This is a genomic window from Achromobacter semiaridum (assembly GCF_053543755.1).
In genome coordinates this window covers 41,650-68,387 of sequence record NZ_JBLVOL010000033.1, presented here as the reverse complement: position 1 = coordinate 68,387, position 26,738 = coordinate 41,650, and the positions used below count along the sequence as shown (strand labels likewise).

General features: G+C 64.6%; 30 protein-coding genes, 1 tRNA gene and 1 pseudogene. 20 read left to right on the top strand and 12 right to left on the bottom strand.

Features of this window, described 5'->3' with window-relative positions:
• The coding region (locus ACNPP0_RS10705) for a thiopurine S-methyltransferase (RefSeq protein ID WP_448705845.1) at positions 1–559 on the bottom strand (559 nt) is incomplete at its 3' end.
• Between the two features lie 245 nt (positions 560–804).
• Between ACNPP0_RS10705 and ACNPP0_RS10700 the strand changes: the two genes are divergently transcribed.
• The 5 genes from ACNPP0_RS10700 to ACNPP0_RS10680 all read left to right on the top strand — a co-directional run bounded on the left by ACNPP0_RS10700 (position 805) and on the right by ACNPP0_RS10680 (position 4,398).
• Entirely contained in the window at positions 805–1,350 is a 546-nt protein-coding gene (locus ACNPP0_RS10700) for a sigma-70 family RNA polymerase sigma factor (protein WP_332613290.1), read from the top strand.
• The gene (locus tag ACNPP0_RS10695; RefSeq protein WP_332613289.1) at positions 1,347–2,027 is read left to right on the top strand and encodes an anti-sigma factor; all 681 of its coding nucleotides are present in this window, start codon (positions 1,347–1,349) and stop codon (positions 2,025–2,027) included. The genes ACNPP0_RS10700 and ACNPP0_RS10695 overlap by 4 nt, the downstream gene beginning before the upstream one ends.
• An 86-nt stretch (positions 2,028–2,113) precedes the next feature.
• Positions 2,114–2,662 (top strand): fasciclin domain-containing protein, encoded by a 549-nt coding sequence (locus ACNPP0_RS10690; protein ID WP_332613288.1) that lies wholly within the window; start codon positions 2,114–2,116, stop codon positions 2,660–2,662.
• 216 nt (positions 2,663–2,878) lie between these two features.
• Positions 2,879–3,604: a tetratricopeptide repeat protein gene (locus ACNPP0_RS10685; protein WP_448705844.1), complete on the top strand. Its 726-nt coding sequence runs from the start codon at positions 2,879–2,881 to the stop codon at positions 3,602–3,604.
• Entirely contained in the window at positions 3,601–4,398 is a 798-nt protein-coding gene (locus ACNPP0_RS10680; RefSeq protein ID WP_448705843.1) for a hypothetical protein, read from the top strand. Before ACNPP0_RS10685 ends, ACNPP0_RS10680 begins: the two co-directional genes overlap by 4 nt.
• A gap of 25 nt (positions 4,399–4,423) precedes the next feature.
• On the opposite strand, the pseudogene ACNPP0_RS10675 reads toward ACNPP0_RS10680, so the two are convergent.
• The 3 genes and pseudogenes from ACNPP0_RS10675 to ACNPP0_RS10665 all read right to left on the bottom strand — a co-directional run.
• Positions 4,424–5,161: pseudogene (locus ACNPP0_RS10675) on the bottom strand (YoaK family protein); the annotation flags it as partial.
• A gap of 72 nt (positions 5,162–5,233) precedes the next feature.
• Positions 5,234–5,959: a lysozyme inhibitor LprI family protein gene (locus tag ACNPP0_RS10670; RefSeq protein WP_448705842.1), complete on the bottom strand. Its 726-nt coding sequence runs from the start codon at positions 5,957–5,959 to the stop codon at positions 5,234–5,236.
• Between the two features lie 132 nt (positions 5,960–6,091).
• Positions 6,092–7,138 (bottom strand): aldo/keto reductase, encoded by a 1,047-nt coding sequence (locus tag ACNPP0_RS10665; RefSeq protein WP_046806207.1) that lies wholly within the window; start codon positions 7,136–7,138, stop codon positions 6,092–6,094.
• Between the two features lie 315 nt (positions 7,139–7,453).
• On the opposite strand from ACNPP0_RS10665, the gene ACNPP0_RS10660 reads away from it, so the two are divergent.
• The 6 genes from ACNPP0_RS10660 to ACNPP0_RS10635 all read left to right on the top strand — a co-directional run bounded on the left by ACNPP0_RS10660 (position 7,454) and on the right by ACNPP0_RS10635 (position 12,386).
• Positions 7,454–8,419 (top strand): AraC family transcriptional regulator, encoded by a 966-nt coding sequence (locus ACNPP0_RS10660; RefSeq protein ID WP_332613284.1) that lies wholly within the window; start codon positions 7,454–7,456, stop codon positions 8,417–8,419.
• Between the two features lie 77 nt (positions 8,420–8,496).
• Positions 8,497–9,465 (top strand): LysR substrate-binding domain-containing protein, encoded by a 969-nt coding sequence (locus tag ACNPP0_RS10655; protein WP_448705841.1) that lies wholly within the window; start codon positions 8,497–8,499, stop codon positions 9,463–9,465.
• A gap of 120 nt (positions 9,466–9,585) precedes the next feature.
• Positions 9,586–10,212: an isochorismate family cysteine hydrolase YcaC gene (ycaC, locus tag ACNPP0_RS10650; protein WP_332613282.1), complete on the top strand. Its 627-nt coding sequence runs from the start codon at positions 9,586–9,588 to the stop codon at positions 10,210–10,212.
• Between the two features lie 144 nt (positions 10,213–10,356).
• Entirely contained in the window at positions 10,357–10,920 is a 564-nt protein-coding gene (locus ACNPP0_RS10645) for a DUF3455 domain-containing protein (RefSeq protein ID WP_332613281.1), read from the top strand.
• A 120-nt stretch (positions 10,921–11,040) separates the two neighbouring features.
• Positions 11,041–11,610, top strand: a complete 570-nt coding sequence (locus ACNPP0_RS10640) for a sigma-70 family RNA polymerase sigma factor (protein WP_448705840.1) — start codon at positions 11,041–11,043, stop codon at positions 11,608–11,610.
• Positions 11,607–12,386 (top strand): anti-sigma factor, encoded by a 780-nt coding sequence (locus ACNPP0_RS10635; RefSeq protein ID WP_332613279.1) that lies wholly within the window; start codon positions 11,607–11,609, stop codon positions 12,384–12,386. Before ACNPP0_RS10640 ends, ACNPP0_RS10635 begins: the two co-directional genes overlap by 4 nt.
• Before the next feature lie 13 nt (positions 12,387–12,399).
• On the opposite strand, the gene ACNPP0_RS10630 is transcribed toward ACNPP0_RS10635, so the two are convergent.
• Positions 12,400–13,548: a sterol desaturase family protein gene (locus ACNPP0_RS10630; RefSeq protein ID WP_332613278.1), complete on the bottom strand. Its 1,149-nt coding sequence runs from the start codon at positions 13,546–13,548 to the stop codon at positions 12,400–12,402.
• A gap of 253 nt (positions 13,549–13,801) precedes the next feature.
• Here ACNPP0_RS10630 and ACNPP0_RS10625 point away from each other — a divergent pair, with 253 nt between their 5' ends.
• On the top strand, positions 13,802–14,026 hold the full coding sequence (locus ACNPP0_RS10625) for an HP1242/YdcH family protein (protein WP_120156598.1): 225 nt from the start codon (positions 13,802–13,804) through the stop codon (positions 14,024–14,026).
• 17 nt (positions 14,027–14,043) lie between these two features.
• On the opposite strand, the gene ACNPP0_RS10620 is transcribed toward ACNPP0_RS10625, so the two are convergent.
• From ACNPP0_RS10620 to ACNPP0_RS10610, 3 genes are read right to left on the bottom strand one after another with little or no spacing between them, the layout of a single operon-like run.
• Positions 14,044–15,030, bottom strand: coding sequence for a Bug family tripartite tricarboxylate transporter substrate binding protein (locus ACNPP0_RS10620; protein ID WP_448705839.1), 987 nt, complete (start codon positions 15,028–15,030; stop codon positions 14,044–14,046).
• Positions 15,031–15,063: 33 nt separating this feature from the next.
• The gene (locus ACNPP0_RS10615) at positions 15,064–16,290 is read right to left on the bottom strand and encodes a CaiB/BaiF CoA transferase family protein (RefSeq protein WP_332613276.1); all 1,227 of its coding nucleotides are present in this window, start codon (positions 16,288–16,290) and stop codon (positions 15,064–15,066) included.
• A 29-nt stretch (positions 16,291–16,319) separates the two neighbouring features.
• On the bottom strand, positions 16,320–17,312 hold the full coding sequence (locus ACNPP0_RS10610) for a hydroxymethylglutaryl-CoA lyase (RefSeq protein ID WP_448705838.1): 993 nt from the start codon (positions 17,310–17,312) through the stop codon (positions 16,320–16,322).
• 122 nt (positions 17,313–17,434) lie between these two features.
• Between ACNPP0_RS10610 and ACNPP0_RS10605 the strand changes: the two genes are divergently transcribed.
• The 3 genes from ACNPP0_RS10605 (at position 17,435) to ACNPP0_RS10595 (ending at position 20,113) form a co-directional block, all read left to right on the top strand.
• Positions 17,435–18,343 (top strand): LysR family transcriptional regulator, encoded by a 909-nt coding sequence (locus tag ACNPP0_RS10605; RefSeq protein ID WP_448705837.1) that lies wholly within the window; start codon positions 17,435–17,437, stop codon positions 18,341–18,343.
• A gap of 173 nt (positions 18,344–18,516) precedes the next feature.
• On the top strand, positions 18,517–19,119 hold the full coding sequence (locus ACNPP0_RS10600) for a LysE/ArgO family amino acid transporter (protein WP_332613273.1): 603 nt from the start codon (positions 18,517–18,519) through the stop codon (positions 19,117–19,119).
• Between the two features lie 85 nt (positions 19,120–19,204).
• A complete protein-coding gene (locus tag ACNPP0_RS10595) occupies positions 19,205–20,113 on the top strand; it encodes a DNA/RNA non-specific endonuclease (protein WP_448705836.1) in 909 nt (302 codons plus the stop codon).
• A gap of 31 nt (positions 20,114–20,144) precedes the next feature.
• Here ACNPP0_RS10595 and ACNPP0_RS10590 read toward each other — a convergent pair whose 3' ends face one another.
• Positions 20,145–21,314 (bottom strand): zinc-dependent alcohol dehydrogenase, encoded by a 1,170-nt coding sequence (locus tag ACNPP0_RS10590; protein ID WP_448705835.1) that lies wholly within the window; start codon positions 21,312–21,314, stop codon positions 20,145–20,147.
• 180 nt (positions 21,315–21,494) lie between these two features.
• On the opposite strand from ACNPP0_RS10590, the gene ACNPP0_RS10585 reads away from it, so the two are divergent.
• Entirely contained in the window at positions 21,495–22,079 is a 585-nt protein-coding gene (locus tag ACNPP0_RS10585; RefSeq protein WP_332613270.1) for a DUF4142 domain-containing protein, read from the top strand.
• A gap of 103 nt (positions 22,080–22,182) precedes the next feature.
• On the top strand, positions 22,183–22,689 hold the full coding sequence (locus ACNPP0_RS10580; protein WP_046806222.1) for a YciE/YciF ferroxidase family protein: 507 nt from the start codon (positions 22,183–22,185) through the stop codon (positions 22,687–22,689).
• Between the two features lie 138 nt (positions 22,690–22,827).
• Here ACNPP0_RS10580 and ACNPP0_RS10575 read toward each other — a convergent pair whose 3' ends face one another.
• A complete protein-coding gene (locus ACNPP0_RS10575) occupies positions 22,828–23,355 on the bottom strand; it encodes a hypothetical protein (RefSeq protein ID WP_332613269.1) in 528 nt (175 codons plus the stop codon).
• Positions 23,356–23,470: 115 nt separating this feature from the next.
• Here ACNPP0_RS10575 and ACNPP0_RS10570 point away from each other — a divergent pair, with 115 nt between their 5' ends.
• From ACNPP0_RS10570 to ACNPP0_RS10560, 3 genes are all read left to right on the top strand, one after another.
• Positions 23,471–24,790 (top strand): SDR family oxidoreductase, encoded by a 1,320-nt coding sequence (locus ACNPP0_RS10570; protein ID WP_448705834.1) that lies wholly within the window; start codon positions 23,471–23,473, stop codon positions 24,788–24,790.
• A complete protein-coding gene (locus tag ACNPP0_RS10565) occupies positions 24,790–25,254 on the top strand; it encodes a DUF2269 family protein (protein WP_448705833.1) in 465 nt (154 codons plus the stop codon). The genes ACNPP0_RS10570 and ACNPP0_RS10565 overlap by 1 nt, the downstream gene beginning before the upstream one ends.
• 154 nt (positions 25,255–25,408) lie before the next feature.
• Positions 25,409–25,630, top strand: coding sequence for a hypothetical protein (locus ACNPP0_RS10560; RefSeq protein WP_332613266.1), 222 nt, complete (start codon positions 25,409–25,411; stop codon positions 25,628–25,630).
• Between the two features lie 55 nt (positions 25,631–25,685).
• Here ACNPP0_RS10560 and ACNPP0_RS10555 read toward each other — a convergent pair.
• Together ACNPP0_RS10555 and pstB are read right to left on the bottom strand one after the other, a co-directional pair.
• Positions 25,686–25,762, bottom strand: a tRNA-Pro gene (locus ACNPP0_RS10555).
• A 177-nt stretch (positions 25,763–25,939) separates the two neighbouring features.
• Positions 25,940–26,716 (bottom strand): phosphate ABC transporter ATP-binding protein PstB, encoded by a 777-nt coding sequence (pstB, locus tag ACNPP0_RS10550; RefSeq protein ID WP_006221056.1) that lies wholly within the window; start codon positions 26,714–26,716, stop codon positions 25,940–25,942.
• Positions 26,717–26,738: the final 22 nt, after the last annotated feature.

Below are 26,738 nucleotides of genomic sequence, written 5' to 3'. Positions count from 1 at the left end.
CCCCCCCCGGCGCCACGCCCGCAAAAATGGCTTGCACTTCACTGTCCACCACCGCGAACGGCGGCCCCGCCATTTCTTCTTGCGGATAGTCCAGCGTAATCAGCAAACCCCGGGCAATGGGCGATAGCTGCCCGTATACGTGGCGCACGTAGTCGGCCCGCATGTCTTCGGGCAACGCCACCAGCGCCGCGCGGTCGTAAGCGCCCACGCAGTGCGACAGCAGCTGGGAGTCCAGCTTGAAGATGTCGCCGCGGATGATTTCAATGTTGCCCGCCACGTAGTGCTTGCCGTAGACGGATTCATGCGTCACGGGCCGCAACTCGTTTTCAGTGAAGAACTGCTCCACCGCCAACTGGGACAGTTCCACGCCCAGTACGGTATGCCCCTGCGCCGCCAACCAGACCATGTCCAGCGACTTGCCGCATAGGGGCACCAATACCCGTCCACCCTTCGGTACGGCCAACGTGGGCCAGTACTTCTGCAAGAGCGGCGTAATCCGGGTTTGGTGAAAGTGCGTGCGCCCTTCGCGCCAGCGTTCCAACCAGAATTCTGCGTCCATGTCGTGTCTGCTCCTCCTGTGTTTCGATTGCAAGCTATACGCTTTTTTCCGGGCCGGCCGGGGCCCGGGACGGCGGCGCGCGCCAAGGCGCGATCCGGTGCGGGGCATTGTAGTGCCGCAATAAATAGGTGACGCCAACGACGCGACGCCAACGAAGTGCCCTCAACTAAGTGTCGTCAACTAAGTGACGCCAACGCCATGGGCCGGTATGCTCTGCTCCAGCATGCCCTTCCCCTTAGGAACCGATGCCCGACGCTCAACACCTTCAGGCCCTGCTTGTCCAGTGCGCGGAAAAACGTGAATCCGCACTGGCCGAGATTTATCGCCTTGCGTCCCCGCATCTGTTTGCGCTGGCCAGACGTATGTTAAGAGACCAGGCTGCCGCGGAAGACGTGCTGCAAGAGTGTTTCGTATCGATCTGGCGCCAGGCCGGACAGTACCAGGCTACGCAAAGCCAGCCGATGACGTGGATGACTCGCATCGTTCGTAATCGCTGCATCGACCGCCTTCGTCGGCCCGATGTGGTGGTGCCGGACCCGGACGACACCTTGACGCTGGCCATGGCCGATGACAGCCCCGGTCCGCTGGCGCGTCTGCAAAGCAACCAGGAAGGCCGCCGGCTGGCTGATTGCATGGGCGAACTGGAAGGGCCGCAGCGTGTTGCCATCGCCATGGCGTTTTTTGACGACCTGGCGCATCCCGACATCGCGGCGCGTTTGGACACGCCGCTGGGAACGATAAAGAGCTGGATACGCCGGGGCTTGCAACGGTTGAAAAGGTGCTTGGAATGAACTACCGCCACCCCGAATTGCAGGATCGCCTGGCCGCCGACTACGTGCTGGGCGGTTTGCGCGCGGGTGCGCGGCAACGCTTCATCAAGCTGATGCGCGACGACGCCGGCCTGCGCCGCGCCGTGGCCGAATGGGAAGACCGCCTGCTTCCCTTGGCGTTGGCCTTGCCGCCCGAAACGCCGCCCGCGCATGTCTGGCAGGCCATTGCCGCCCGCATCGCGCCAGCCCCCACCGCCACCCGCACGCTGGCGCCCCCGCGAGCCCTGTCCTGGTGGCGCGCCGTATCCGCTGGCCTGGCAACCGCTGTCGTGGTGCTGGCCTTCTTGATGCTCAAGCCGCCCACCGAACCTGTCCAGGTCCGCACCGTTGCCGTGCTGTCCAACGACAAGGTGCCCGGCGCCATGGTCGTGAACACGCTGCCGGACAACCGCCTTGCCGTGCAGCCCATGCAGGACCTGGTCGCACTGGCCGACGGCCGCGCACTGGAACTGTGGGCGATTTCGCCGGGACAGGCGCCGCGTTCGCTGGGCGTGGTGCTACCCGGCCAGACCACGGTGCTTGCCCCCAGCCAGCTGCCGCAACAGGGTGACACCGTTGCCATTACGCTGGAACCGGAAGGCGGCGCGCCCAATGGCATCCCCACCGGCCCGGTGGTTCTCAGCGGCAAGGTCATTTGATCAGGGTTTGTCCCAGGAAGATTCACGCATCCAATCGCAGGCTGGCCACGTATCTCCTCATGACGGCCACACAAAAGGAGATCGTCATGAAATTGCTAGCCCAGATTGCCATCGCTTCCTCTGCCCTGACCCTGTCGCCCACTTTCGCGGCCGACGTGATGGTGGGCGGCCAGGCGATGATGCCCGCCAAGAACATCGTCGCCAACGCGGTCAATTCCGCGGACCACACGACGCTGGTGGCTGCGGTGAAGGCGGCGGGTTTGGTCGATACGTTGCAGGGCAACGGCCCGTTCACGGTGTTCGCGCCTACCAACGCCGCCTTCGGCAAGCTGCCCGCGGGCACGGTGGACACGCTGGTCAAGCCTGAAAACAAGGCCACGCTGACCAAGATCCTGACTTACCACGTGGTGCCCGGCAAGCTGGACTTCGACGCGCTGGCGGCCAGGATCAAGAAGGGCGGCGGCAAGACGGAACTGACAACGGCCAGCGGCGGCAAGCTCTGGGTGATGATGAACGGCAAGCACAACCTGACCTTGAAGGACGAAAAGGGCGGTATGTCGACCATCAGCACGTACGACGTCTATCAGTCCAACGGCGTCATCCATGTCGTGGATACGGTGCTGATGCCCAACTGATTGAGGGCCGGCCCCGCGGGGCCCTGGTTCCAGGCCCGGCCCTTGCGCCGGGCTTTTTTGCGTTCGGCTTTTTCGTGGCGCCTTTTGCCGCGCGATGCTGACTTTTTCAGCACCTCTCTTTTTTACCGCGCGCCGCGGTTCCGGTATCGTAGGCGTCCAACACGTGCGGCACCTGCGCGTGCCAGCATCCACCTCTTCCAGGAACCGCCGAACGCCATGCTTGCGACCCTACGCCGCCGTTTGCTTGCCTGCTTATTGGGATCGGCGCTTGCCGCCCTGGCCCTGCCGGCCGCCCATGCGCAAAGCGCCGCACAGCTCGACCACGCGTATCAAGCCGAACTGCGCGCGGAAAACGAAGCGCTGCATGCGCGCATCCAGCAACTGCCCCCGGCCATGCAGACGCTGAACTCGCGGGTATCCGCCGCCTTGCGGGCCAACGATCCGCAAGAGGCGCAGCGCGTGGCCGAAGAGATGGCCAAGCAAGATCCGCGCAACGCCGACGTCAGGCTCTTCCTGGGCAAGCTGCAAGCGCAGCAAGGCAACCTGCCCGCCGCCCAGGACCTGTTCGATGAGGCCATCAAGCTGAATCCGGACGACAAGTGGGCGTACATCAACAAGGCGGGCGCGCAGGCACAGCGCAAGGACCTGCCCAACGCGCTCGTTACCGCGCAAGCACTGACCAGCCGTTTTCCCGACTGGAGCATCGGCTACAACCTTCAGGCGGCGTTGCTGGACGGCATGGACCGCCAGGCCGACGCGCTGGATGCCTACCAAAAGGCCGTGCGCGCCAAACCGGCCAGCGCACTGATCCTGACCAACCAGGGTAATTTGCTGCGGCGCCTGGGCCGGCAGACCGACGCACGTCTGTCTTATGAAGACGCGTTGCGCATCCAGCCCGGCTACCCGCTGGCCCAGTCCGCGCTGGACGAGCTGCGCAAATGAACGGCCCCCCCATCATGATGCGTCGCCGGTTGCTGGCGGGGCTGGGGCTGGGTCGAAGTCTCGGCCTGGGCGGCCTGCTGCTGGCGCCGCTGCGCGCGCTGGCCGCAACCGATCGCAAGCCCATCATCCGGCAAGTCTTCGCCACGCCGATCGAGGCCATTCCGATCACGGCCCAGCACGCGGCGCTGATACGGCTGCTGCGCGTGCTGTGGGTTCCTATTGAATCCGGCGCGCCGGGCATCGATTTTGAACAACCGCTGCTGGGCGGCCCCGACACGCTGGCCATCGCGCGCCGCGCACTGAAAACGTCGGACGATGCGCTGGCCATCCAACGCCTGGCGGAAGTGTGCCGCGTGGTGCCGGCCTTTGTGGCGTCGATGGGCAAACTCGCCCCCGGCCGCTACACGTTGCCGCCCGAGATGAAAGACACGTTCGACTTTCCGCAAAGCGGCGTGGACGCGCAAGGCGGCTTCACGCTGCGCGCCGAGCACCTGACGGTGTTGCGCGCTGCCGTGTGGCGCGAGGCCGGCCCGCAAGAGCTGCAAGCCGTGCTGCGCGAAGGCGATCGCTTCTGGCCCATGCCCATGATCGACGGCAAGCGCCCCTACGGCGACGCCAGCTTTTACCAGATCGACATGGCCCGGTTGCTGGGCGAGCCGTATCGCCTTACGCCCCAGGGCACCGCCATCACCGAACCTATAAAAGACGCCAGGCTGGAACAACTGCATTACGAAACCCTGGCCGCGTTGCAAGTGTTCCTGGGCCACGCCGTCGCCCGCAAGGCCACGCGGTAATGCGCTACACGCGGCGGAACAGGCTGCGGATGTCGTCCCCGATGGGCACGGCGGCCAGCAAGGTCAGTAGCAGCGCCAAGGGCCAGGTCGACCCGAAGCCGAAGTGAAAGAACGAGTACGCGCCCGTCACGCCGCCTACGAAAAACAACGTGACCATCAGGCTCAGCACGACCAGCTTGCCACGGTCAGCGCGCACCGGCGGCGTGTGTTGGGCGTCGCTCTTGGCCACGTTCCAGTAAAACAGCTTGCCCACTTCGATGCCGATATCGGTCACCATGCCTGTCACGTGCGTGGTACGGATTTCAGAGCGCGACACCTTGGTGATCATCGCGTTTTGCAGGCCCATGATGTAGCACAGCAGCATCACGGTGCCGGGCACGTAGAACCAACGCAGCGTTTCCAGGTTGGCGCCCAGCAAGCCGAAGACCAGCAGCAACACCGCCTCCAGCAGCAGCGGCAAGGCGTACTCGCTGGCCAGGTGAGACCGCCGCCCGAAGTTGATCAGGAAGGCGGAGCTGGCCGCCCCGGCCAGGAATGACAGCAGCGCGGCCACGCCCTGCAACACCACCACCATGCCCCCCAGCGCCATGTGGTCCGCCATCATCGAGACAATGCCGGACATGTGCGAGGTGTACTGCTGGACGGCCAGAAAGCCACCCGCGTTGACCGCGCCGGCGGTGAAGGTCAGGAAATAGGCTAGATGCCTGTTGGCTTGCGGGCTGCGGCTGACGGCTGTCAGCCGGCGCAAATACGGAATGGCCACGCGATTCCCTTCAAACGAAGAGCGTGCCTACGGCAACGCGACACACATTCTAGTCGCCGCCCCCTGGGCGGCCTAGGGTTGACGCACGGGGAAGTAGACGCCGCCCATCGCGCCATTCATGCCGCAATACGGCGGGCCACCCGCCGCCTTGTCCTTCGCGGGAGGCGTATCCACCACGATAAGCGCCGCGCCCTTGCGCGACAGCGTCAGCGTCCAACCCCCGGGGTCGTCCGCCTCGACCACCAGCGTGTCGCCCTTGACCGTGGCCACGCCGCTGGCGTCGCACAACCAGCGCGCATTCTGCGGCTGCGCGGCCTGGGCCTCGACCATCAGCTTGCCATCCGCCTGCCGGACTATCGTGATGCCGCCGGCCAGGTTGTCCCAGCTACCCTCAAAGCCCTGGCGCGGCGTCAGCACCAGCGACGCAAGAAATGCGTCGCGGTACTTCAGGCGGTCGGCCAAGCTTTCGGCGCGCTCGCTGGCGCTGCCCGGTTCGGCATAGTCTTCGTTGCGTACGCCGACAAAGTAGCGCTGGTCTTGCGTCAACGCGCGGGCGGTGTCGGGGTCAAACGCCTTCTTGGCCTCGGCAAAGCGGCGCGCGATGCTGGCGTCTTGGGCGGCCAGTGCATCGCTGGCGCAAATGGCGCGGTCTACGTCGGCCGTGGCCTTGGCGCAGTCAAACGAGGGCTGCGGCGCGGCGCCGGCGGGCGTGGCCATTGCCAGGGCGACGAGGGCCAGCGCCGCCAACCGCGGCTTGATCGTCACAAGGGGCAGGCTGGCGGGAAAGCGATGTGTCATGGAAGATCTTCAAGGCGGGGACGGAACGCAAAGATTCTACTCGCGCCGTCCCCGTTTCGCGCGCCTCTCGGTTCCCTCGTCGAACAGGCCGACGACCTGGGCTCGCCTGCCACGCAGGCGGGCCAGCGCCTTTTACACCGCGCCCGATTCCGCCAATTGCTTACGGCGGAACTCGCCCTGGCGCACGTGCATCCAGCCTGGATATTCCGGCGGCAGCGCGCTGACTTTGTCCAGCGCCGCCAGCTCATCCTGCGTCAGCTTGATGGCGGTTGCCGCCAGGTTGTCGTCCAACTGGTCTACCCGCTTGGCCCCGATGATGACGCTGGTCACCACCTGTTGGTGCAGCAACCACGCCAGCGCCACCTGCGCCACCGACACGCCGCGCGCATCGGCCACCGATTTCAGGACGTCGATGCTGTCGTACGCGCGGTCGCGGTCCACCGGCGGGAAGTCGAAGGCCGCGCGGCGGCTGCCGGCTTCAGCGGAGCCGTCGCGGCTGTATTTGCCGCTGAGCAAGCCGCCGGCCAGCGGGCTCCACACCATCAGGCCCACGCCTTCACTTTGCAGCATCGGGACCAGCTCGCGCTCCAGATCGCGCCCCGCAATCGTGTAATACGCCTGTAGCGATTCAAAGCGCGCCAGCCCCAGGCGTTCGGCAATGCCCAGCGCCTTCATGATCTGCCAGGCGGCCCAGTTGGACACTCCCACGTAACGCACGTGGCCATGCTGGACCAGCGTGTCCAGCGCGCGCACGGTTTCTTCAATGGGCGTGGCCGGGTCAAAGCCGTGGATCTGGTAGAGGTCGATATGATCCAGCTGCAAGCGCGACAGGCTTTTCTTCACGCCATCCAGAATGTGCACGCGCGAATTTCCACGCGCATTCACACCCGCGCCGGTCTGGCCAAACACCTTGGTGGCGATGACCACGTCGTCTCGTGCCACTTTCAGATCACGCAGCGCCTGGCCCGTGATGATTTCCGAACGTCCTTCGGAATACACGTCGGCCGTGTCGATGAAGTTGACGCCTGCTTCCAGGGCGCGGCCCACCAGGCGGTTGGCGTCTTCCTGTTGCAGGTTGCCGATCTTGCTCCACAGTTCGCCTTCGCCGCCAAAGGTCATGGTGCCCAGGCAGAGTTCCGAAACGAAAAGGCCGGTGCTGCCAAATTTCTTGTATCGCATGGTGGTGCTCCTTCTGCGGCGCGGCGGGTCCGTACGCCCCGGGATGGGGCGCCGAACGCAGCTGGCCGGGGTGCGAACAGTATGCGTCGCAAGCAGCCGCCACGCGCTGCTTGATCCTGCCCGTTTTTTGCCTGATTCTCTGGCAGGCTTGCCAGAGAAGCAGGCATACGCCCGATCCTCCTGATTTTTTGCCCATTTCTCCATAGACTATCCGGCCCCGGTTCGGCACGTCCACAGCGCGCATACACTGGAGCCCGCCCTCTATTCCACCGCGCCTGCGCCGCCGCCAGGTCCGCGCCACCCCTCGGAGCCTCCATGCCTATTACTACCGAGCAATCCGAAGCTTCCGTCAATATTCCTGGCTTGGACGGTGCTTTCGAACCCGCCCGCCGCGAGCTGCTTTGTACCCTGGACCGCATGACCGGCACCTTGGAGGGTTCGTTGGACACGCCCATCGAAGGCTTGTATCTACACCGTCTGTCGCAACCGACCGGCGCCAAGCCCGGTTTGCAAAAGGCCGCGCTGGCGGTCATTGCGCAGGGGTCCAAACGTTTGCTGATCGGCGACGAGAGCTTTGAATACGATCCTTTCCATTACCTGATCTCGTCGGTGGACCTGCCCGTGGTGGCAAAGGTGTCGGTCGCCAGCCCCACCCTGCCCTATCTGGGCTTGCGGCTGGATCTGAACCCCGAGGAAATCGCCGAACTCATCAGCGACGAAAACCTGCCGCCGCTGGTGCCCGCCGAGGCCTCGCGCGCGCTGTGCGTGAACCCGCTGGGCGGCTCGCTGCTGGACGTAGTGCTGCGCCTGCTGCGCTTGTTGGACACCCCGCGCGACATCCCCATCCTGGCGCCCATGGTCAAGCGCGAGCTGCTGTACCGGCTGCTGATGAACGGCCAGGGCGTCGTGCTGCGCCAGACGGTGCTGCAAGACAGCCAGTTGAACCGCGTGGCCAAGGCCATCCGCATTCTGCGCGACAACTATGCGCAGCCCCTGCGCGTGGAGGAAATTGCGCGCGATGTGCACATGAGCGTGTCGTCCTTGCACCACCATTTCAAGCAAGCCACCGCCATGAGTCCGCTGCAATACCAGAAGCACCTGCGCTTGCAGGAAGCGCGCCGGTTGATGTTGAGCGATGACGCCGGCGTGGCCCTGGCCGCGCACGCCGTGGGCTACGAAAGTTCGTCGCAGTTCAGCCGCGAATACAGCCGTTTGTTCGGCACCCCGCCGCTGCGCGACAAGCAGCGCTGGAAGGAAGAATCGGTGGGCGCTGCCGCCTGAGTTCGGCTTGGGCCCCGTGCGGCCGTCATCGCGTTATATGCTCCCGCTACGTCTTAATTCCAAAAACGCGGGAAGTCATGCACGATTTGAATGATCTCTACTATTTTGTCCAAGTCGTGAAACACGGCGGTTTCGCGCCCGCCGGCCGCGCGCTGGACATCCCCAAATCCCGTCTCAGCCGCCGCATTGCCCTGCTGGAAGAACGCTTGGGCGTGCGGCTGATCCAGCGGTCCACCCGCACCTTCGCCGTAACCGAACTGGGTCAGGAATATTACGACCAGTGCCTGTCGATGCTGGCCGGCGCCGAGGCCGCGCAAGACGTCATCGACCGTACCCATGCCGAACCGCAGGGCACGATCCGCATGAGCGCGCCGCCCGCGCTGATCTACTATTTTTTGGGCGATGTGGTGGCGCGCTTCATGGAAAAGTGCCCCAAGGTGCATGTGTATCTGAAGAGCTTTTCGCGTTCAGTAGACGTGCTGCGCGAAGGCTTTGACCTGGCGGTGCGCGTGCGCTTCGGCCCCCTGGAAAACAGTGACCTTGTCATGAAGCCCTTGGGCATGAGCTGCCAGAGCTTGGTCGCCAGCCCCGCGCTGGCCCGCGAGCTGCCGCCGGATGCCGACGTGGCCCGCTTTGCCGAACTGCCCACGCTGGCGCTGGGCACCGAACAGCGCGAATGCCAATGGCGGCTGGACGGCCCGGACGGCGCGCGCCAAAACGTGCCGTTCACCCCGCGCCTGGTCACCGACGACATGCTGGCGCTAAAGCAAGCGACCCTGCGCGGCGTGGGTGTTGCGGCGCTACCGCTGATGATGATCCGCGACGAGCTCGATGCCGGCACGCTGGTACCCGTCGGCGCGCCGTGGGTGCCCGAACCGGGCGCCGTCCATGCGGTGTTCCCGTCGCGCCGAGGCTTGCTACCCGCCGTGCGCGAACTGCTTGATTTCATGGGAAGCGAGTATCGTGAAAACGCCCAGCGCGAGTGCGATACGCAGCAGCGCCACGGCATCCCTGCACCGAAAGGCCCCGCACCCGCCGTCCGATAAATAGAACGCTGAGGCGCAATTTGCCCCACTACCGGGGGTATTGGTTGATATTTAGAATTCTGTTCATGCACTCACCGCGCAACACCGCGCACCAAACCTGAAGACATAACGGAGCAAACCATGACCAAGCCCTACGTGAAACTGGACAAGAACGACGCCGCCGTCCTGCTGGTTGACCACCAAGCCGGCCTGCTTTCCCTGGTGCGTGATTTCCAACCCGACCAATTCAAAAACAACGTGCTGGCACTGGCCGACCTGGCCGAATACTTCAAGTTGCCCACCATCCTGACCACCAGCTTCGAAGACGGCCCCAACGGCCCGCTGGTCCAGGAACTGAAAGACAAGTTCCCCACCGCCCCCTACATCGCCCGCCCCGGCAACATCAACGCCTGGGACAACGAAGACTTCGTCAAGGCCGTCAAGGCAACCGGCAAGAAGCAGCTGATCATCGCCGGCGTGGTCACCGAAGTGTGCGTCGCCTTCCCCGCCCTGTCGGCCCTGGAAGAGGGCTTTGATGTGTTCGTCGTGACCGATGCTTCGGGCACCTTCAACGAAGTCACCCGCAACGCCGCCTGGAGCCGCATGGAGCAAGCCGGCGCGCAGCTGATGTCGTGGTTCGGCGTGGCGTGCGAACTGCACCGCGACTGGCGCAACGACGTCGAAGGGCTGGGCACCTTGTTCGCCAACCACATCCCCGACTACCGCAACCTGATGGCGTCGTACTCGGCCAACCGCAAGGCCAAGTAAACCCCGCCTTTTTCGCCCATGCAGGCCGGATGCAAAAATATTTGCATCCGGCCTGCATCCGTTTGGGGGTCCGGCGTGTAGTACCTGTACCGGCGCGCAATGGGCGCGTCGTCCACAGACCTTTCACGTTGCTGGAGACCGCTCATGAAGACCCAACGTTCGCACCGCATTCCCGCCGTTGCCGGCCTGTTCGCCGTGTCGCTGCTTGCCGCCTGCGGCTCGATGAGTTCCAAACCCACGGCCTATACGCAGGCCAACCTGCCCGCCAGCGTCCAGGCGCCCGCCGGCAACAAGGTGGCCTGGGAAACCGTGGGCGTGGGCGAGATCACCTACGAATGCCGCGCCAAGGCCGACATGAAGGGCCAGGCCGAATGGGCGTTTGCCGGTCCGAAGGCCGTGCTTAACGACCGCAAGGGCAAGCAGGTGGGCACGTATTACGGCCCGCCCGCCACCTGGGAAGCCATGGACGGCTCGAAGCTGACCGGCACGCAAGTGGCCGTGGCGCCCGCGGGTGACGGCAACCTGCCCTACCAGTTGGTCAAGGCCAACCCGGCCATGGGCGCGGGCGCGTTGACGGGCGTGACCTACATTCAGCGCGTGGCCCTCAAGGGCGGCGTGGCGCCCAAGACCCCGTGCACCACCGCCATGCTGGGACAGAAAAGCCAGGTGCAATACCAAGCCGACTACATCTTCTACAAGGCAAACTGATCACGTAGGCCCGTCGGAATCCGACGGGCCTACGGCCGGGGACTCCGGGTAAGATGGCGCAACTTCTCACCGCGCAGGCTGGTCACGCGCGGCCGCCTTCTTCCCGCTTCCCGCTATCGCATGCCGAACCGCCTTGATCCGGATTTCGATTACGAAGCCGTCTTGCAGGAATGCGCCGCCGGCCGCCGGGCCGCGCTGGAGGCCCTGTATCGGCAAGAAGGCCCACGCCTGTTGGGCGTGGCCCAACGACTCCTGCGCGACCGCGCTTGGGCGGAGGACATCGTGCATGACGCATTCGTCAAGATCTGGAAGCAGGCGGGCACGTTCGACGCATCGCGCGGATCGGGACGCGGCTGGGTCTACAGCATCACCCGCAACCTGGCGCTGAACGCGCTGCGCGACACCGCACGCGAAACCGACGTAGACAATGACGCCGCTGCCGCCCTGGATGCGCGCCAAGCCATCGAGGCCTGGCACGACACCCGCGACGCATTCGACTGGCGCGCCAGCGCGGGCCGCATGGCCCCCTGCCTGGAAGAACTGGAACCCGTGCGCCGCAACTGCGTGCTGCACGCCTATGTTGAAGGGCTGACGCACAGCGAAATCGCGCACCGCCTGGGCGCGCCGCTGGGCACCGTCAAGGCGTGGATCAAGCGCAGCCTGCAAGCACTGCGGGAGTGCCTGGCATGAACGCCCCGCAAGATTCTTACGACGCCACCGACGACTTGGCCGGCGAGTACGTGCTGGGCACCTTGCCGGCCGACGCGCGCCGCGCGGTGCAAACGCGCATGGTGCACGATGCCGCCCTGCGGGCCGCCGTGGCGCGATGGGAAGCGCGCTTGCTGCCGTTGACGAATCTATCGTCGCCGGTAGAACCTTCGGCCAGCCTGTGGCCGCGGATTGTCGGCACCTTGGATGCCGCCCAGGCCAAGGACACCGCCCGTGCCCGCGTACAGGCGCAGGCAGAAACCTTTGCAGCTCCGCAGCCACGCCCCGTCGCCCCTTCCGGACCGGGTTTGTGGGACAGCTTGCTGTTCTGGCGAAGCGTGGCCGTGGGCGGCATGGCAGCCGTTTTGATCCTGGGCAGCACGCTGGCGCTGCGCCCCGCATCGACGCCGTCCGCCCCGCAATACGTAGTGGTGTTGGTTGCGCCGCAATCGCAGGCGCCGGGCTGGGTGGTGCAGGCACAGGCCGGGCAAAGCGCCGTGCAATTGGTGCCCATCGCGGCAACGGAAGTGCCGCCGGACCGGGCGCTTGAATTCTGGACCAAGGCTGATGGGTGGGCCGGCCCGGTATCGCTGGGCCTGATCAAGCCGGGCGAACCCGTCGTGATCCCGCTGGACAAGCTGCCACCCTTGGAACCCAACCAGTTGTTTGAACTGACGCTAGAACCCAAGACCGGCTCGCCCATCGGCAAGCCGACCGGCCCGATCCAGTTCATCGGGCGCGCGGTCAAGATGCTGTAGCCGGCAGGCGCGGTTAGCGCTTGCGGCTGAAGGGATACGCTTGCTGGGCAAGGAAGGTGCCGGGCATGTCGTTATCCAGGATGCCGTAGTTTTCGGGCAGGCGATTGCCCACGCCGCGCACTGCCGTGCCAAAGATGTAGTCAATGAACGAGAAGTGGGCGGCGTAGTTCTTGTCGATGGCTTCCGTATCCGAAGAGTGGTGCCAATGGTGAAAGTCAGGCGTCACGATGATGTAGCGCAGCCAACCCCACGGCAGCTTCACATTGGAATGGATCAGCACGGCCTGAAAGCCGACGATGATGATGTAGGCGTCCAGCACCGCCTTTGAAAACCCCAGCACGAACAACACCCCCAGCACCGCCACGCGCGTGATCAGCAGTTCAACGATGTGCAGGCGCGATCCGGCCAGCCAGTCCAGCGTGCGCGTGCTGTGATGCACGGCATGGAAGCGCCACATGAACGGGACCTCGTGGTAGACGCGATGCGCCGCGTATTGCGCCAGGTCCGCCACCAGCACGGCCACGAACAATTCCAGCAGATACGGCATGGACTGGATGGCCGCCTGTAGCGGCTCGTAGGCTGCCCAGGAAAACAGTCGGTGAATGAAGAAGTTGATGCACAGCAGCACCGCGCCCACCGACAGGTGGTTGAACAGAAAGTGCTTCATGTCCACCTGCCACTCGCCGCGAAACACGGGTTGGCCGGGATACAGCGGCGTCAGCTTTTCGAAAATGATGAAGACCATGCTGGACGCCAGCAGATCCAGAATGAACCAGTCCAGGCCCAGGTACGGGTGGTTGCCGGTATTGGACGTGGTCACCACCACTTGGCTGCCGCCGGCGGCCACCGCGCAGCAGACCAGCACGAAGGCCGATATGTTCAGCCAGCGCTGGCGACCCAGCACGATGTTGGCCAATGCGATCGACCCTGACACCAGCAGCGCCGAAAACAGCAGCGTGCGCATCGCTTCCACGGAATAGAAGGCGCGCAGTTCCGGGGTGGTCAGGTAAGCGGGAAAGTGGAAAGCCAAAACGCCCAGCACAGCCAGAATGGCCAGGAACAGCGCGATTACGCCGCTCATCATGCCGGTGCCCGGGTGGATACGCCCGTCCTTGCTAAAAAGAGCAAAAACCTGCCGAACATTGGACGCGCGTTGTTTCATGTCTAAAAGATGACGGACCACGGGGTGCCGAGTGTATCTCCGGGCAAACCCTTCCATGTAATTAAAAGTGAGCATCAACGACATTTTCGCGCGCCGCGCGGGGCCATCTTGCGCCCCGTCAATTTTGACGAGCGCCGGCACGGGCGCGCCGGTTGACAAGGCGTGGGGGTTGGCGTGTCATGGGCGAGCCGACGCGCGCCGCGTTAGGTGCGTCGCCGGTTCCCGTCAACGGGTTCCCAAGAGAGAGGCCCCAATGTTCCCTGAATATCGCCAACTCATTACGCAGATGAAATCCGAGAATGCGCATTTCTCGGCCCTGTTCCAGCGCCACAACGACCTGGACCAGGAGATTCAAAATATGGAGGACGGCGTCGTGCCAACCTCGGGCGTCAACATTGAAGTGCTGAAAAAAGAAAAACTACAGCTCAAGGACAAGCTCTACGGCCTGCTGCGGGCCGCCGACCAGAAGGCCGGCTGACACCCCAGCTTCGGGCGCTACATCAGCTCAAGCCCCGCCCCCCGCACGATGACCGCGTACTTGGCCATTTCAGAGCGGAAGTACGCCGCCGTCTGCTCGGGGGGCATCAGCAGGATCTTGTTGTTCTGGGCGGCCATGGCGTGCTTGACCTCGGGCGCATTGAATGCCCGTCCCAACGCATCGTAGATACGCCGCACATCGGCCGCCGGCAACTTCGCCGGCCCCGCCGCCGCGAACCAGCCGCCGATTTCGTAGTGGGCCAAACCCTGCTCGCGCGCCGTGGCCAGATCCGGCAATGCCTCCATCCGTTCGCCGCCACAGGCCGCCAGCGCCTTGAGCGCACCGCTTTTGATCTGCGGCAATACCGACGGCAGCGACAACACGCCGAAGTCCACCTGCCCACCGATCAGGTCCGCCATCATGGGCCCCACGCCCTTGTACGGAATATGGCGCGCCTTGACGCCCGCCTGCTGCACGTACATTTCCGCCGCCAGATGCAGGATCGTGCCATTGCCCGACGACGCGTAGTTGTAGCGGCCCGGTTCCCGCGACAGCAGGGCCGTCAGCTCCTTCAGATTATTGGCCGCGATGTTTTTCGGATTGGCCACCAAGAGGAACGGTGTCATGCCCACCATGCTGATCGGGGTAATGTCCGCCAGCGGGTCGAACGGCAAGGACTTATAGACGCTGGGAAAAATCACGTGATTGTTCGACACCATGCTTAGCGTGTAGCCGTCGGGCGCCGACCGCACCAGCGCCGACGTGCCCACGATGCCGCCCGCGCCAGGCTGGTTTTCCACCACGACCGTATGGCCCAGCTCCGACGACAACGCCGGGCCGGCCGACCGCGTGATCGTATCCACGCCGGATCCCACGCCCACGGGCAGAATGAACTTCACGGGCCGGTCCGGCTGTGCGCGCCCCAGGCCCGGCACGGCCAGCATCGCGGCGCCCAGCGCGCCCAATAGTTGTCGGCGGCTCCACCCCGCGCGTTGATCGTTCATGTCTGTCTCCTGGTTGTTTTTTATTGCCGTGCATCAGGCCACCGCACCCTGCTCCCGCAGCGCCGCGATCTGCGTCGCGTCATACCCCAGGTCCGCCAGCAATGCGTCGGTGTCCGCGCCCAAAGTGGGCGGATGCTGTCGTACCCCAAGCCGATGGCCGTCCATCATCAAGGGGAATAGCGCGGCGCCCGCCATCTGGCCGGCGCGCTCGCCATCGGGCAGCCGGATGTCGGCCAGCCCGCCCGTCGCGCGCAAGTGGGGGTCGTCGTAAAGCTGCTCGGGTTTGACGATGGGCGCGAACGGCAGGCCGATGCGTTCGAACACGGCGGCCAGCTCGGCCGCGCTGTAGCCCGCCAGACGCGCGCGCAAGTCCGCCAGCAAAGTGGGGCGCAGGCGCACACGGTCGTTGTTGGTCGCCATGGCAGGGTCGCGCTTCAGATCATCAAAGCCGAAGGCATCGCAGAACGTGATCCACTGCGCATCGCTGACGGCCGCCAGGAAGATCTGCTCGCCGTCCTTCACGGTGAAGACGTCGTACAGCGCCCAGGCGGATACGCGTTCGGGCATCGGTGCGGACGGCTGTCCGGTGATCGCGTATTGCAGCATGTGCTGTCCCACCAGGAAGACATTGTTCTCGAACAGCGCCGATTGCACTTCCTGGCCGCGTCCCGTGATGCCCCGCTGGATCAGGGCGGCCATCGCGCCGATGGCGCCGAACATGCCTCCCATGATGTCGTTCACGCTGGAGCCGGCGCGCACCGGGTCACCGGGCCGCCCGGTCATATAGGCCAAGCCGCCCATCATCTGCACAACTTCATCCAACGCGGTGCGCATGGCGTATGGCCCGGGCAGGAAACCCTTGTGGCTGACGTAGATCAACCGGGGGTTGTCACGTGCCAGCGACGCGTAATCCAGCCCGTACCTGGCCATGGTGCCCGGGCGGAAATTTTCGGCCACGACGTCGGCCCCGGCGGCCAGCTTGCGCGCGGCTTCGGCGCCGGCGGCGCTTTGGATGTCCAGCGCAATGCTCTTCTTGTTGCGGTTGAACATGGGAAAAAACCCCGCGCCCACGCCCAGCAGATGCCGCGTCCGATCCCCTTGTACCGGTTCGACCTTGATCACTTCCGCGCCCAGGTCGGCCAGCACCATGCCGCAGGTCGGGCCCATCACCATGTGGGTGAATTCGACCACGCGCAGGCCGGCAAGCGGCAACGCGCGCGACGTGTGCGGCAAGGAAGGTTCTTGATGTGGTTGTGACATGACAAAGCTCGTGTGAAGTGCGCGGACGCTTACAGGCGCGCGCCGTGGGGACGCTGGATGTCGGACCGTGCAAGCGGCTGCGATGCCGCTTGGAAGGTCTTGGGCAAGCCGGCGCGCCACAGCGCCCCGTGCAAGGGCTGCCCGGGCAGCCATTCGTCCACCGCGGCGCGCAGCGCCAGCAGGCGATCGATATCCACGCCGGTGGCGATGCCCATGCTTTCCAGCATGAACACCAGATCTTCGGTACTGACGTTGCCGCTGGCGCCGGGCGCATGCGGGCACCCGCCGATGCCGCCCAGGCAAGCGTCAAAGCGCGACACTCCGGTCTGCAACGCGGCAAGCACATTGGCCAGGCCAAGCCCGCGCGTGTCGTGAAAGTGCGCGCAGCACAGGCGCTCGCCGGCAATGCCGCGCGCGTCGGTGAACAGCCGCTGCACCGCCGCAGGGTGCGCATAGCCCACGGTATCGGCCAGGCTGACGCGGTCCGCGCCCGCGTCCAGCAGCGCCTGCATCAAGCGCAACACTTCTTGCGGCGACACCCGGCCCTGCAAGGTGCAGCCAAAGGCCGTGCCGACGCCGCCTTCGATCAACATCGACGAGCCCGCCGCGTCGCGCGCGGCGCGTATCTGGGCGACCATCGCGACGACCTCGTCGGGCGTCTTGCGCAGGTTGGCCACGCTGTGCGCGTGGCTGGCCGACAGGGGCACCAGCATCAGGTCGGCGCCGCTATCCAGCGCGCGTTCGGCGCCTTTCACATTGGGCACCAGAACGGACACCGACAGACCGGGCAACCTTTTCGCGTGGGCCACCAGCGCGTCCGTGTCCGCTAACTGCGGCAAGAGGCGGGCGGGCACAAAAGATCCGACCTCGATCTCGCGTTGTCCGGCGGCGTAGGCGGCGTCGATCCATGCGCATTTGGTGGGGGTCGGCAGCACCACGGGCAGGCTTTGCAGCCCATCGCGCAGCCCCACTTCGCGCACGATGGCGGTGGGGGGAATCACAGCAGGCGAGGCAGTCGGCATGGCGGCAAATTCAGACGGATATTTGAAGACAAAGCCAGTTTAGATATTCTCTATACGCGCACCAGCGGTATTTCGGAACGTTTAATATTCCGAATCGGAACTTCATATCAAGGCGCCCCGCCATGCGCGACCTGGACATCACCACCTTGCGTCTGTTCATCTCGGTGTGCGAAACCGGCAATATCGCGCGCGCCGGCGAGCGCGCCAGCCTCGTCGGATCGGCCATCAGCAAGCGTTTGGCGCAGCTGGAAGACACGGTGGGCGCCAAGCTGCTGACGCGCAAACGCCGTGGCGTCGAACCCACCGAGGCCGGCGAGACGCTGCTGGAACACGCGCGCGCCATATTGGCCAGCTCGGACCGCATCGAACGCGACATGTCGGCCTACGCCAGCGGCGTCAAGGGCCAGGTCCGCATCCTGGCAACGGCGTCCGTGCTGGCGGAATCCCTGGCCGAAGACATCGCGGCGTTTCTGCAAATGGCGCCCCATCGCAACATCCGGGTCGACATGGAAGAACGCGTCAGCCAGGAGGTCGTGCGCGAGGTCAAGGGCGGCATTGCCAGCCTGGGCATCTGCTGGGATGCGGCGGACTTTCATGGACTGCAAACCCGGCCTTACCGGGGCGACCGCCTGGCCGTCGTGACCGCGCCGGGGCACCCGCTGGCGCAGCGCGAAGCCGTATGGTTCGACGAAGCCCTGGACTTCGAACACGTCAACATGCCCGCCGCCGGCGCGGTCTTGCGCATGTTGCAGACGGCGGCCGGCCAAAGCGGCAAGACCTTGCGCCACCGCGTCACCGTCAGCAATTTCGATTCGGCGTTTCGCGTGGTGCTGGCCGGCCTGGCCATCAGCGTCGCGCCCATCGAAGTCGCCACGCCATATGCGCTGGCCCACGGCCTGCGCGTGCTGCCGCTGCTGGACCCCTGGAGCCATCGCCGCTTCGCGATCTGCCTGCGCGACGCGCTGGCGCTATCGGCGGCGGCCCGCCTGCTGCTGGACCACCTGGTGGCGGCGGGACATGACAGCACGTGAAACCGGCGCGAAACGGCACGGCGCAACTTGTACGTGCGTGCGCTTGCGTTCGCCTTCGTGCACGCGCCCCCTGTCCCGCATCGCCTTAAGCGAAACTGAACTCGGTTTAGATTAATTAGTTTTTCTAATCCCATTCCAACAGCTAGTCTGTCGCCCTTTTCATGGGGTATGCAATGACGACCGCGTTTATTCCTGGATTCCTGCTCAGCCTGGGCCTGATCGTTGCCATCGGTGCGCAAAACGCTTTCGTCCTGCGACAGGGCCTGCGCCAGGAATACGTGTTTGCCGTGTGCCTTGCCTGCGCCGTGTCCGACGCCATCCTGATTGCGTCGGGTGTTGCCGGCTTCGGGCTGGCCGTGGACACGCTGCCCTGGCTGGAGCCGGCCATGCGCTATGGCGGCGCGCTGTTCCTGTTCGTCTACGCGCTGCGCAGCCTGCGGTCCGCGTGGCGCACACAGCACGACAGCCTGGCACCCTCGGCCACGCAGACGGCCGGGCTTGGCGCCACGCTGGCCGCCTGCCTGGCGTTCACCTGGCTGAACCCGCATGTCTATCTGGATACCGTGGTGCTGCTGGGGTCGATTTCCAGCCAGTACGAAGGGCAGAAGGTCGCGTTCGCGCTGGGCGCCATGTCGGCCTCGTTCGCCTTTTTCTTCACGCTGGGTTATGGCGCGCGCCTGCTTCGACCGCTGTTCGCCAGCCCCCGCGCCTGGCGCGTTCTGGATGCCTGCGTGGGCGTCGCCATGCTGGCCATCGGCTTGAAACTGGTGCTGTAAACGCGCCGACTTGCGGCTGGCCGCAGTCATCTACAATTCGTTGACGCCGGCCGCATCAAGGGCCGGCCCGCAACACACAGGTAGCATGACGCGCGCGAAGAAACCAGCAGCAAGAAAGAAACGCCCCACCGCCCGGGGCAATACAACATCCGCCGGCCGGGCCTACCGGTTCATCCGTGCGCTGCTGGTGTCGTCGTTGGCCAGCTTCGGCGCCGCCACCTATGTCCTGAAACCGCAATGGCCCGCGCAACTGACGCCCGACGCCATCCTGGCGCACCTGGGTTGGCCGGCGCAGGAGAAAATTGCCCCGGCCGTGATTCCTTCAGGCGCGCGGACCCACACGCGGTTTGCCGACTGTCCGCAATTTTTCCCGAAAGGCCAGATGCCCGTCGTGCCGTCCGGCACGGGACTGCGCGAATTGTGCTTTTCCGGCTTTGCCGTCTTGCATAACGGTCAAACCAAAACCCCCGTGTTCGTAGTGGAACGCCTGAACCGCAAGCTGCTCGCGCAGGCGCAGGGCATGCAGCGCACCGACAAGTTCTATACAGAGGCGCGGCTGCCCAGCGCCGAACGCGCCGCCCTGGATGACTACAAGGGGTCGGGCTATTCGCGCGGCCACATGGCGCCGGCCGGCGACATGTATTCCAAGGAAACCATGGCGCAGAGCTTTTCGCTGGCGAACATGGTGCCGCAAGATCAGACCCAGAACGCGGGCTCGTGGAGCCGCATCGAACAGGACACGCGCAAATACGTCATGCGGGCGGCGGGCGACGTCTACGTCTATACCGGACCCTATTACAGCGGCAAACCGGCGACAATCGGTGCCGGCGTGGCCGTGCCCAGCCACGTCTATAAAGTGGTGTACGACGCCACCACGGGACGCTCTTGGGTGCATTGGCAGGCAAACGCCGCCAGCGCAAGGGAAGGCGCGCCCATCAGCTACGACGAATTCGTGCGACGCACCGGCATGCAACTGCTGCCGTTGGGCGGCTAGGCGGCGGCAGCAGTGCGCGTGGTCGCAACGATTACGGCTTCAACACCACTTTGATGCAGCCGTCCAGTTTGTCCCGGAAGGTCTTGTACATGTCCGGCCCCGCTTGCAGATGTTCGTGGTGCGTGATGACGAACGATGGATCGATGCGGCCTTTGACGATCATGTCCAGCAAATCATCCGTCCAGCGTTGCACGTGCGTCTGGCCCATGCGCCAGGTCAGCCCCTTGTTCATCGACGCGCCAAACGGAATCTTGTCGATCATGCCGCCGTATACGCCGGGCACGGACAGCACGCCCCCAGGCCGGCATACGTAAATCATTTCACGCAACACGTGCGGCCGGTCCGTTTCGGCGCCCACCGCTTGCTTGACGCGGTCGTACATGCCGCCCATGGTGCTGGCGGAGTGAGATTCCATGCCCACCGCGTCGATGCACTTGTCCGGCCCCTTGCCCTGCGTCAGCGCGTTCAGCCGTTCCACCACGCTTTCCTGCTCGAAGTTGATCGGAATGGCGCCGCCGTCGCTGGCCATCTTCAGCCGCTCGGGCACATCGTCGATGCAGATCACCTGGCGGGCATTGAGCAGCACGGCGCTGCGCACCGCCATCTGGCCCACCGGACCCGCGCCCCACACCGCGACGGTATCCGTGGGTTCGATCTCGCATTGCATTGCCGCCTGCCACCCCGTTGGCAGGATGTCGCCCAGGAACAGGACCTGGTCATCGGTGAGCTCGGGCGGTACCGGAATATGCGTGGTGTCGGCCCATGGTACGCGGACGAATTCCGCCTGCCCGCCCGCGTAGCCGCCGGTCAGGTGCGTGTAGCCGAACAGCCCGGCCGTGGTGTGACCGAACATCTTGGCGGCATCATCGGCGTTGCGGTTGGTGCGTTCGCAAACCGAAAAATTGCCCCGCCGGCATTGGTCGCACTGGCCGCAGGTGATGGTGAAGGGGATCACCACGCGGTCCCCCACTTTCAGACGCTTGGTCTCGCTACCGACTTCGACGACCTCGCCCATGAATTCGTGCCCCATCACATCGCCGGATTTCATCTGCGGCATGAAGCCGTCGAACAGGTGCAAGTCCGATCCGCAGATGGCGCAGGCACTGACCTTGATGATGGCGTCGCCGGGATGTTCCAGGATGGGATCCGGAACGGTGTCGTACCGGATGTCGTGCTTTCCGTGCCAGCAAAGTGCTTTCATGTGTGTCCCCTTAGAGATGCAACCGCAGCGTTGCGAATCGCGCGGTGGGGGGCAGCAACTTTCGTGCCTTTGCACCGCGTTTTCCCGGCGCTGCCGGCGCCGCGCATGGGCATGCCGATTGCTAAGTTGCCCTGTCCCGGCGGCGGCATCGTGCCGGCGGGCGTCATTCAGGAGACACGCATGACCAAGCACGTCTATGTCGCAGGGCTTTGCGCCGCGATCATGTTGGCCGCCCATGGCGTGGCCCCGGCCCAAACCGCGCAAACTCCGCCCAAGCCTGACCCGGCCGATTCCGCCGCGTCCATCACCCAGCTCAATAGCGAAGACCGCGGCTTCCTGACCCGGGCGGCGGAATCCGGTTATCTGGAAGTGGACGGCAGCAAACTGGCGTTGAAGAAATCGCGGAACGCAAAGGTCAAACAGTTCGCACAAAAGATGGTCGATGACCACACCCGGGTGGGGCAGCAATTGCAAGCCCTGGCAAAACAGAAAGGCTTCGAGACGCCAAAGGAACCCTCGCTGGTACAAAGCGCCAAGCTCAAGGCGCTGGACCTGCGCAGCGACGGCTTTGACGAGGCGTACAGCGACGAGATCGGCGTGGCCGCGCACGAGGACGCCGTCGAACTCTTCGACAAGGCCGCCAAAGCGTCCAACGATGCCGACCTGAAGCGCTTTGCCGCCGATACGCTACCCACGCTGAAACGCCACCTGCAAGACGCGCGCGCGTTGCAATCGGCCATTAAGGGCCAGGGCCAAGCGAAATAGCACGGCGCGCCAGGCATGGCGTTTGCTGAATGGCGCTGCGCCAATCATGGCCACCTACACACCCATCACACCCATCACACCCATCAACACACGGGAGCAGACAATGACCCAGAAGACCTTGCAGGATCTATTCGTGCATGAACTGTCGGACATCTACAGCGCCGAGAAGCAACTGACGCGGGCGTTGCCGAAGATGGCCCGCGCCGCTTCCGACCCCGCGCTTGCCGAAGCGTTCACGCAGCATCTGGAAGAAACACGCGGCCAGGTCGAACGCATCGACAAGATCATCGAATCCGCCGACTTCCGTCTCAAGCGCATTAAATGCGCGGCGATGGAAGGCTTGGTGGAAGAAGGCCGCGACGTGATCGAAGACGTGGAAAAAGGGCCGGTGCGCGATGCGGCGTTGATTGCTGCCGCGCAGAAGGTCGAGCACTACGAAATTGCCGGCTATGGCACGTTGTGCACGTTCGCCAAACAGTTGGGCCTGACCGAGGCGTTGACCCTGTTGAAGGAAACGTTGGCCGAGGAAAAGGCCACCGACGAAAAGCTCAGCATGCTGGCGCTTCAGCAAACCAACGCGGAAGCCGCGCAGGCGGGTAAGGCAAAGTAAGGCCAAGCAAGCGGCTCAGGCCGCCGACACCCCGGGGTCCGACGCGTGGGGGCGTCATCGGACCCCGGGGCGTTTTTTTGATGCGTGGCTTCGGTGTGCGCTATCGCCGCATCCATCGCGTCAATCGCGTCAATCGCATCAATCATGTATGCGTGATGGCCGATCGCCACGACGGCCCCTGCCTCGTGCATCGTCCCGCCTGGCTTGCGATGCGCCACCCGTCGCCAACGCAATGCCCACCCCAAAAGCGATATACACCAGCAGCAACGCACCGCGCGTCAAGCGTTGTTCGAAGCCAGGCTGCAAGCGCTTCGGCGTTAATTGGTAATCGGCAAAACATGATGTCGCGGCCACCAACGCCCCTTCCATCCACGGCCGTTTGCCCCAGCGGGTCTGCTGTGCCCGAGCGCTGGCCCGCGCATGCAGCGTGGCCCAGAAGATAGACGCCGCGTGGTGGATCAACAAGCCGGTTGCCGTGTGCTTCCAACTAGGGTCATCCTGATGCAGCGCGCGCTCGCCCCATAGCCACTGGCTGGTGGCGTTGGTCGCGGCGGCGGCGTGGCCTGTCTGGTGCTTGGCCAGCGCAATCAATGCCAACGTGGACAACGCGCTGGCCGCGCTGCCGCTGCGTACGCCTTCTACAAAAGCTTGCCGCCATTCATGCATGGTGATCCCCTGGTTGGTGAGGTGGCAGCGCCGGGGCGCGTGGCCCTGACGCCGCCGGGTATGCGGTTTGCTGAACGCCATAACCGATCTGGCGCCGCGACAAAAAGGAACAGGAATGAAAATTCTGCTGACCGGTGCGCATGGATTCATCGGCAGCCGGCTGGTGGACGCCCTGCGTGAAGACGACCATCAGCTGGTATGCCTGGTGCGTACGCCACGCCCCCGCGATCTGAACGTGCCGCGAGCAAGATACGTGCCCGCGGACTTTTCGCGGCTGACGCGGGCGGAAGACTGGGCGCCGCTGCTGTCCGGCGTGGATGCCGTCATCAATACCGTGGGGATTTTTCGGGAAGCGGGCCCGGCCAGCTTTGCCGACGTGCATGATAAGGCGGCCAAGGCGCTGTTCGCGGCGGCCCGGCAATACAACGCGCAAGTCATCCAGTTTTCAGCCTTGGGGGCGGATGCCGATGCCGCATCGGGCTTTCATATCAGCAAGCGCGCAGCGGACGACGCGTTGCGCGCGGCCGGCGCCCCCGCTTATATCGTGCAGCCGTCGCTGGTCTATGGCGTGGGCGGCACCAGCGCCGCGCTGTTCAACCAGCTTGCCGTATTGCCTGTCATCGCCTTGCCCGCGGGCGGCTGGCAGCGGGTTCAACCCGTGCACATCAATGACGTGGTTGCCGGCGTGCGCGCCATGCTGGCGCAACCGCCGTCCGGTGCGGTCACCGTGGCGTTCTGCGGCCCCGAACCGGTCACGGTGCGCACCTACCTAACGATGCTGCGCAGCGGCCTGGGCGTGGCGGGACGGCAGTGGATCATTCCGGTGCCGTCCCGTCTGGCGTCCGCCGTGGCCCGGATCAGCAGCTGGATACCCGGCTCATTGTTCGACCCGGACAGCCTGGCCATGTTGAATCGCGGCAACACCGGCAACCCGATCGCCTTCGCCACGCTGCTGGGCCGCTGCCCCATCGGCCCAGCAGCGTTCGTTGCACCGCATGAACAAGCGCCGCTGCGCGCCGACGGCATCCTGCGCACGATGCTGCCCGTGATACGGCTGTGCATCGCGGTCGTCTGGCTATGGACGGCGGCAGTGTCCATGGGCTTGTATCCCATCCGGGACAGCCTGGCGCTGCTTGCCGACGCCGGCGTGCCCGGCGCCCTGGCCCCGATCATGCTGGCGGGCGCGGCGGGCCTGGACCTGGTGCTGGGCGTGTTGACGTTGTTGAACCTGGGCGGTCGCAAGCGCTGGGTGTGGCTGGCGCAGATGGCCTTGATACTGGGCTATACCGCCATCATCACCGTGCAATTGCCCGAACAATGGCTGCATCCCTTCGGCCCTATCTCGAAGAACCTGCCGATGCTGGCGGTGCTGGCCCTGCTGTATCTGTGCGACAGCCAAGCGCTATGCGGCAGCCAAGCGCGAAGGAGGCCGTGATGGAATACCTATGGTTCAAGCTGCTGCACATCCTGTCTTCAACCCTGCTGTTCGGCACGGGCATCGGGTCAGCGTTCTACCTGCTGTGCGTGGTGCTGCGCCGCGACGTCAAGGTGGTGGCCTCGGTGGCGCGCGTCGTGGTCGTGGCCGACTGGCTGTTCACCGCCACCACCGCCGTCATCCAACCGCTGACCGGCTGGTATCTGGCCCACCTGATGCAGTTGCCTTTGAACACGCCCTGGCTGTCCGCGTCCTTGATGCTGTACGCGGTGGCCATCGCGTGTTGGCTTCCGGTAGTGAAGCTGCAAATGCTGATGCGCGACAGCGCAGTTGCGTCCGCGGAAGCCGGCGAACCGCTGTCGCCCAGATTCATGCGCTACTTTCGCGCGTGGTTCGTGCTGGGGTTTCCGGCGCTGGGTGCGTTCCTGGGGATATTCTGGCTGATGGTGTTCAAGCCGGCGTAGGGATGGGCCGAGAAGCGATCCGCGCGTTTCCATCCGTCCCCGTGGCGCCGCGGGGCGCTGGTAAGGGCCGGTTTGGAACGGGACTTGCTGAGCAGCCCCCGCGCCGCCCTACAAGCACGGACGGTCCTTGGATGCTTCACGTCAGGAGAAAACAATGAAAACGCAGATCAGCTATCGCAAACTCGACGGTGACGACGGCGTCGCCCTTGTCAACGGCGGTATCTCAGAGACACTGCAAGCCAAGCGTGAATTGGCGAACTGGCTGGAACTGCCCGAGGGCGGCAGCGCCAGCACCGAAGAACAACAGGTCGACAGCCGTCTGAAACAAGGCGGCATTGCCCCGGAATCGGTGCAGTTCAATCACATCAGCGAATAGCGCGCCACAAAAGCACAAGGGCTTACGCCGTAAAAGCGTAAGCCCTTGATTTTTTTGGTCGGGGCGGTGGGATTCGAACTCACGACCCTCTGCTCCCAAAGCAGATGCGCTACCAGGCTGCGCTACGCCCCGAAGGGTGGCAACTATACCAGAATCCAGCGCGTCCGGGCGTGGCCGGGCCGCGTGGCCCTGCCGATTTCGCCACAACGATTCGCCCAAATAGAAATCGGCGCGCCATGAAGGCGCGCCGGTTTTTTATCCGCGCATGGGGCAGCGGCCGTTACGACAGCGCCCGCCCCGCAATATCCATCAGCCGAAGCGGCCGGTAATGTAGTCCTCGGTTTCCTTGCGCGAGGGCTTCACGAAGATCTGGTCGGTCTGGCCGAATTCCATGAGTTCGCCCAGGTACATGTAGGCCGTGTAGTCCGAGCAGCGCGCCGCCTGCTGCATGTTGTGCGTCACGATCACGACCGTGTAGTCGTTCTTCAGTTCGGCGATCAGCTCTTCGATCTTGGCGGTGGAAATCGGGTCCAGCGCCGAGCAGGGCTCGTCCAGCAGCAGCACTTCGGGCTTGATCGCCACGCCGCGCGCGATGCACAGGCGCTGTTGCTGGCCGCCCGACAGGCTGTTGCCGCTTTGATGCAGCTTGTCCTTCACTTCGTTCCACAGCGCGGCCTTGCTCAGGGCCCATTCCACGCGCTCGTCCATTTCACCCTTGGACAGGCGCTCGAACAGGCGCACGCCGAACGCGATGTTGTCGTAGATGCTCATGGGAAACGGCGTGGGCTTCTGGAACACCATGCCGACCTTGGCGCGGATCAGCGAGATATCCGTCTTGGCCGTCAGCAGGTTCTCGCCGTCCAGGATGATTTCGCCTTCGGCGCGCTGGCCGGGGTACAGCTCGAACATGCGGTTGAATGTGCGCAACAGCGTCGACTTGCCGCAGCCCGACGGGCCGATGAAGGCGGTGACCTTCTTCTCCTGGATCGACATGTTCACATTGCGGATCGCATGGAACTTGCCGTAGTAGAAGTTCAGGTTCTTGACCTCGATCTTGTTCTTGACGGCGGTAGCGGTGTTTTCCATTTCTTTTCCCTTGGCTCCGGGG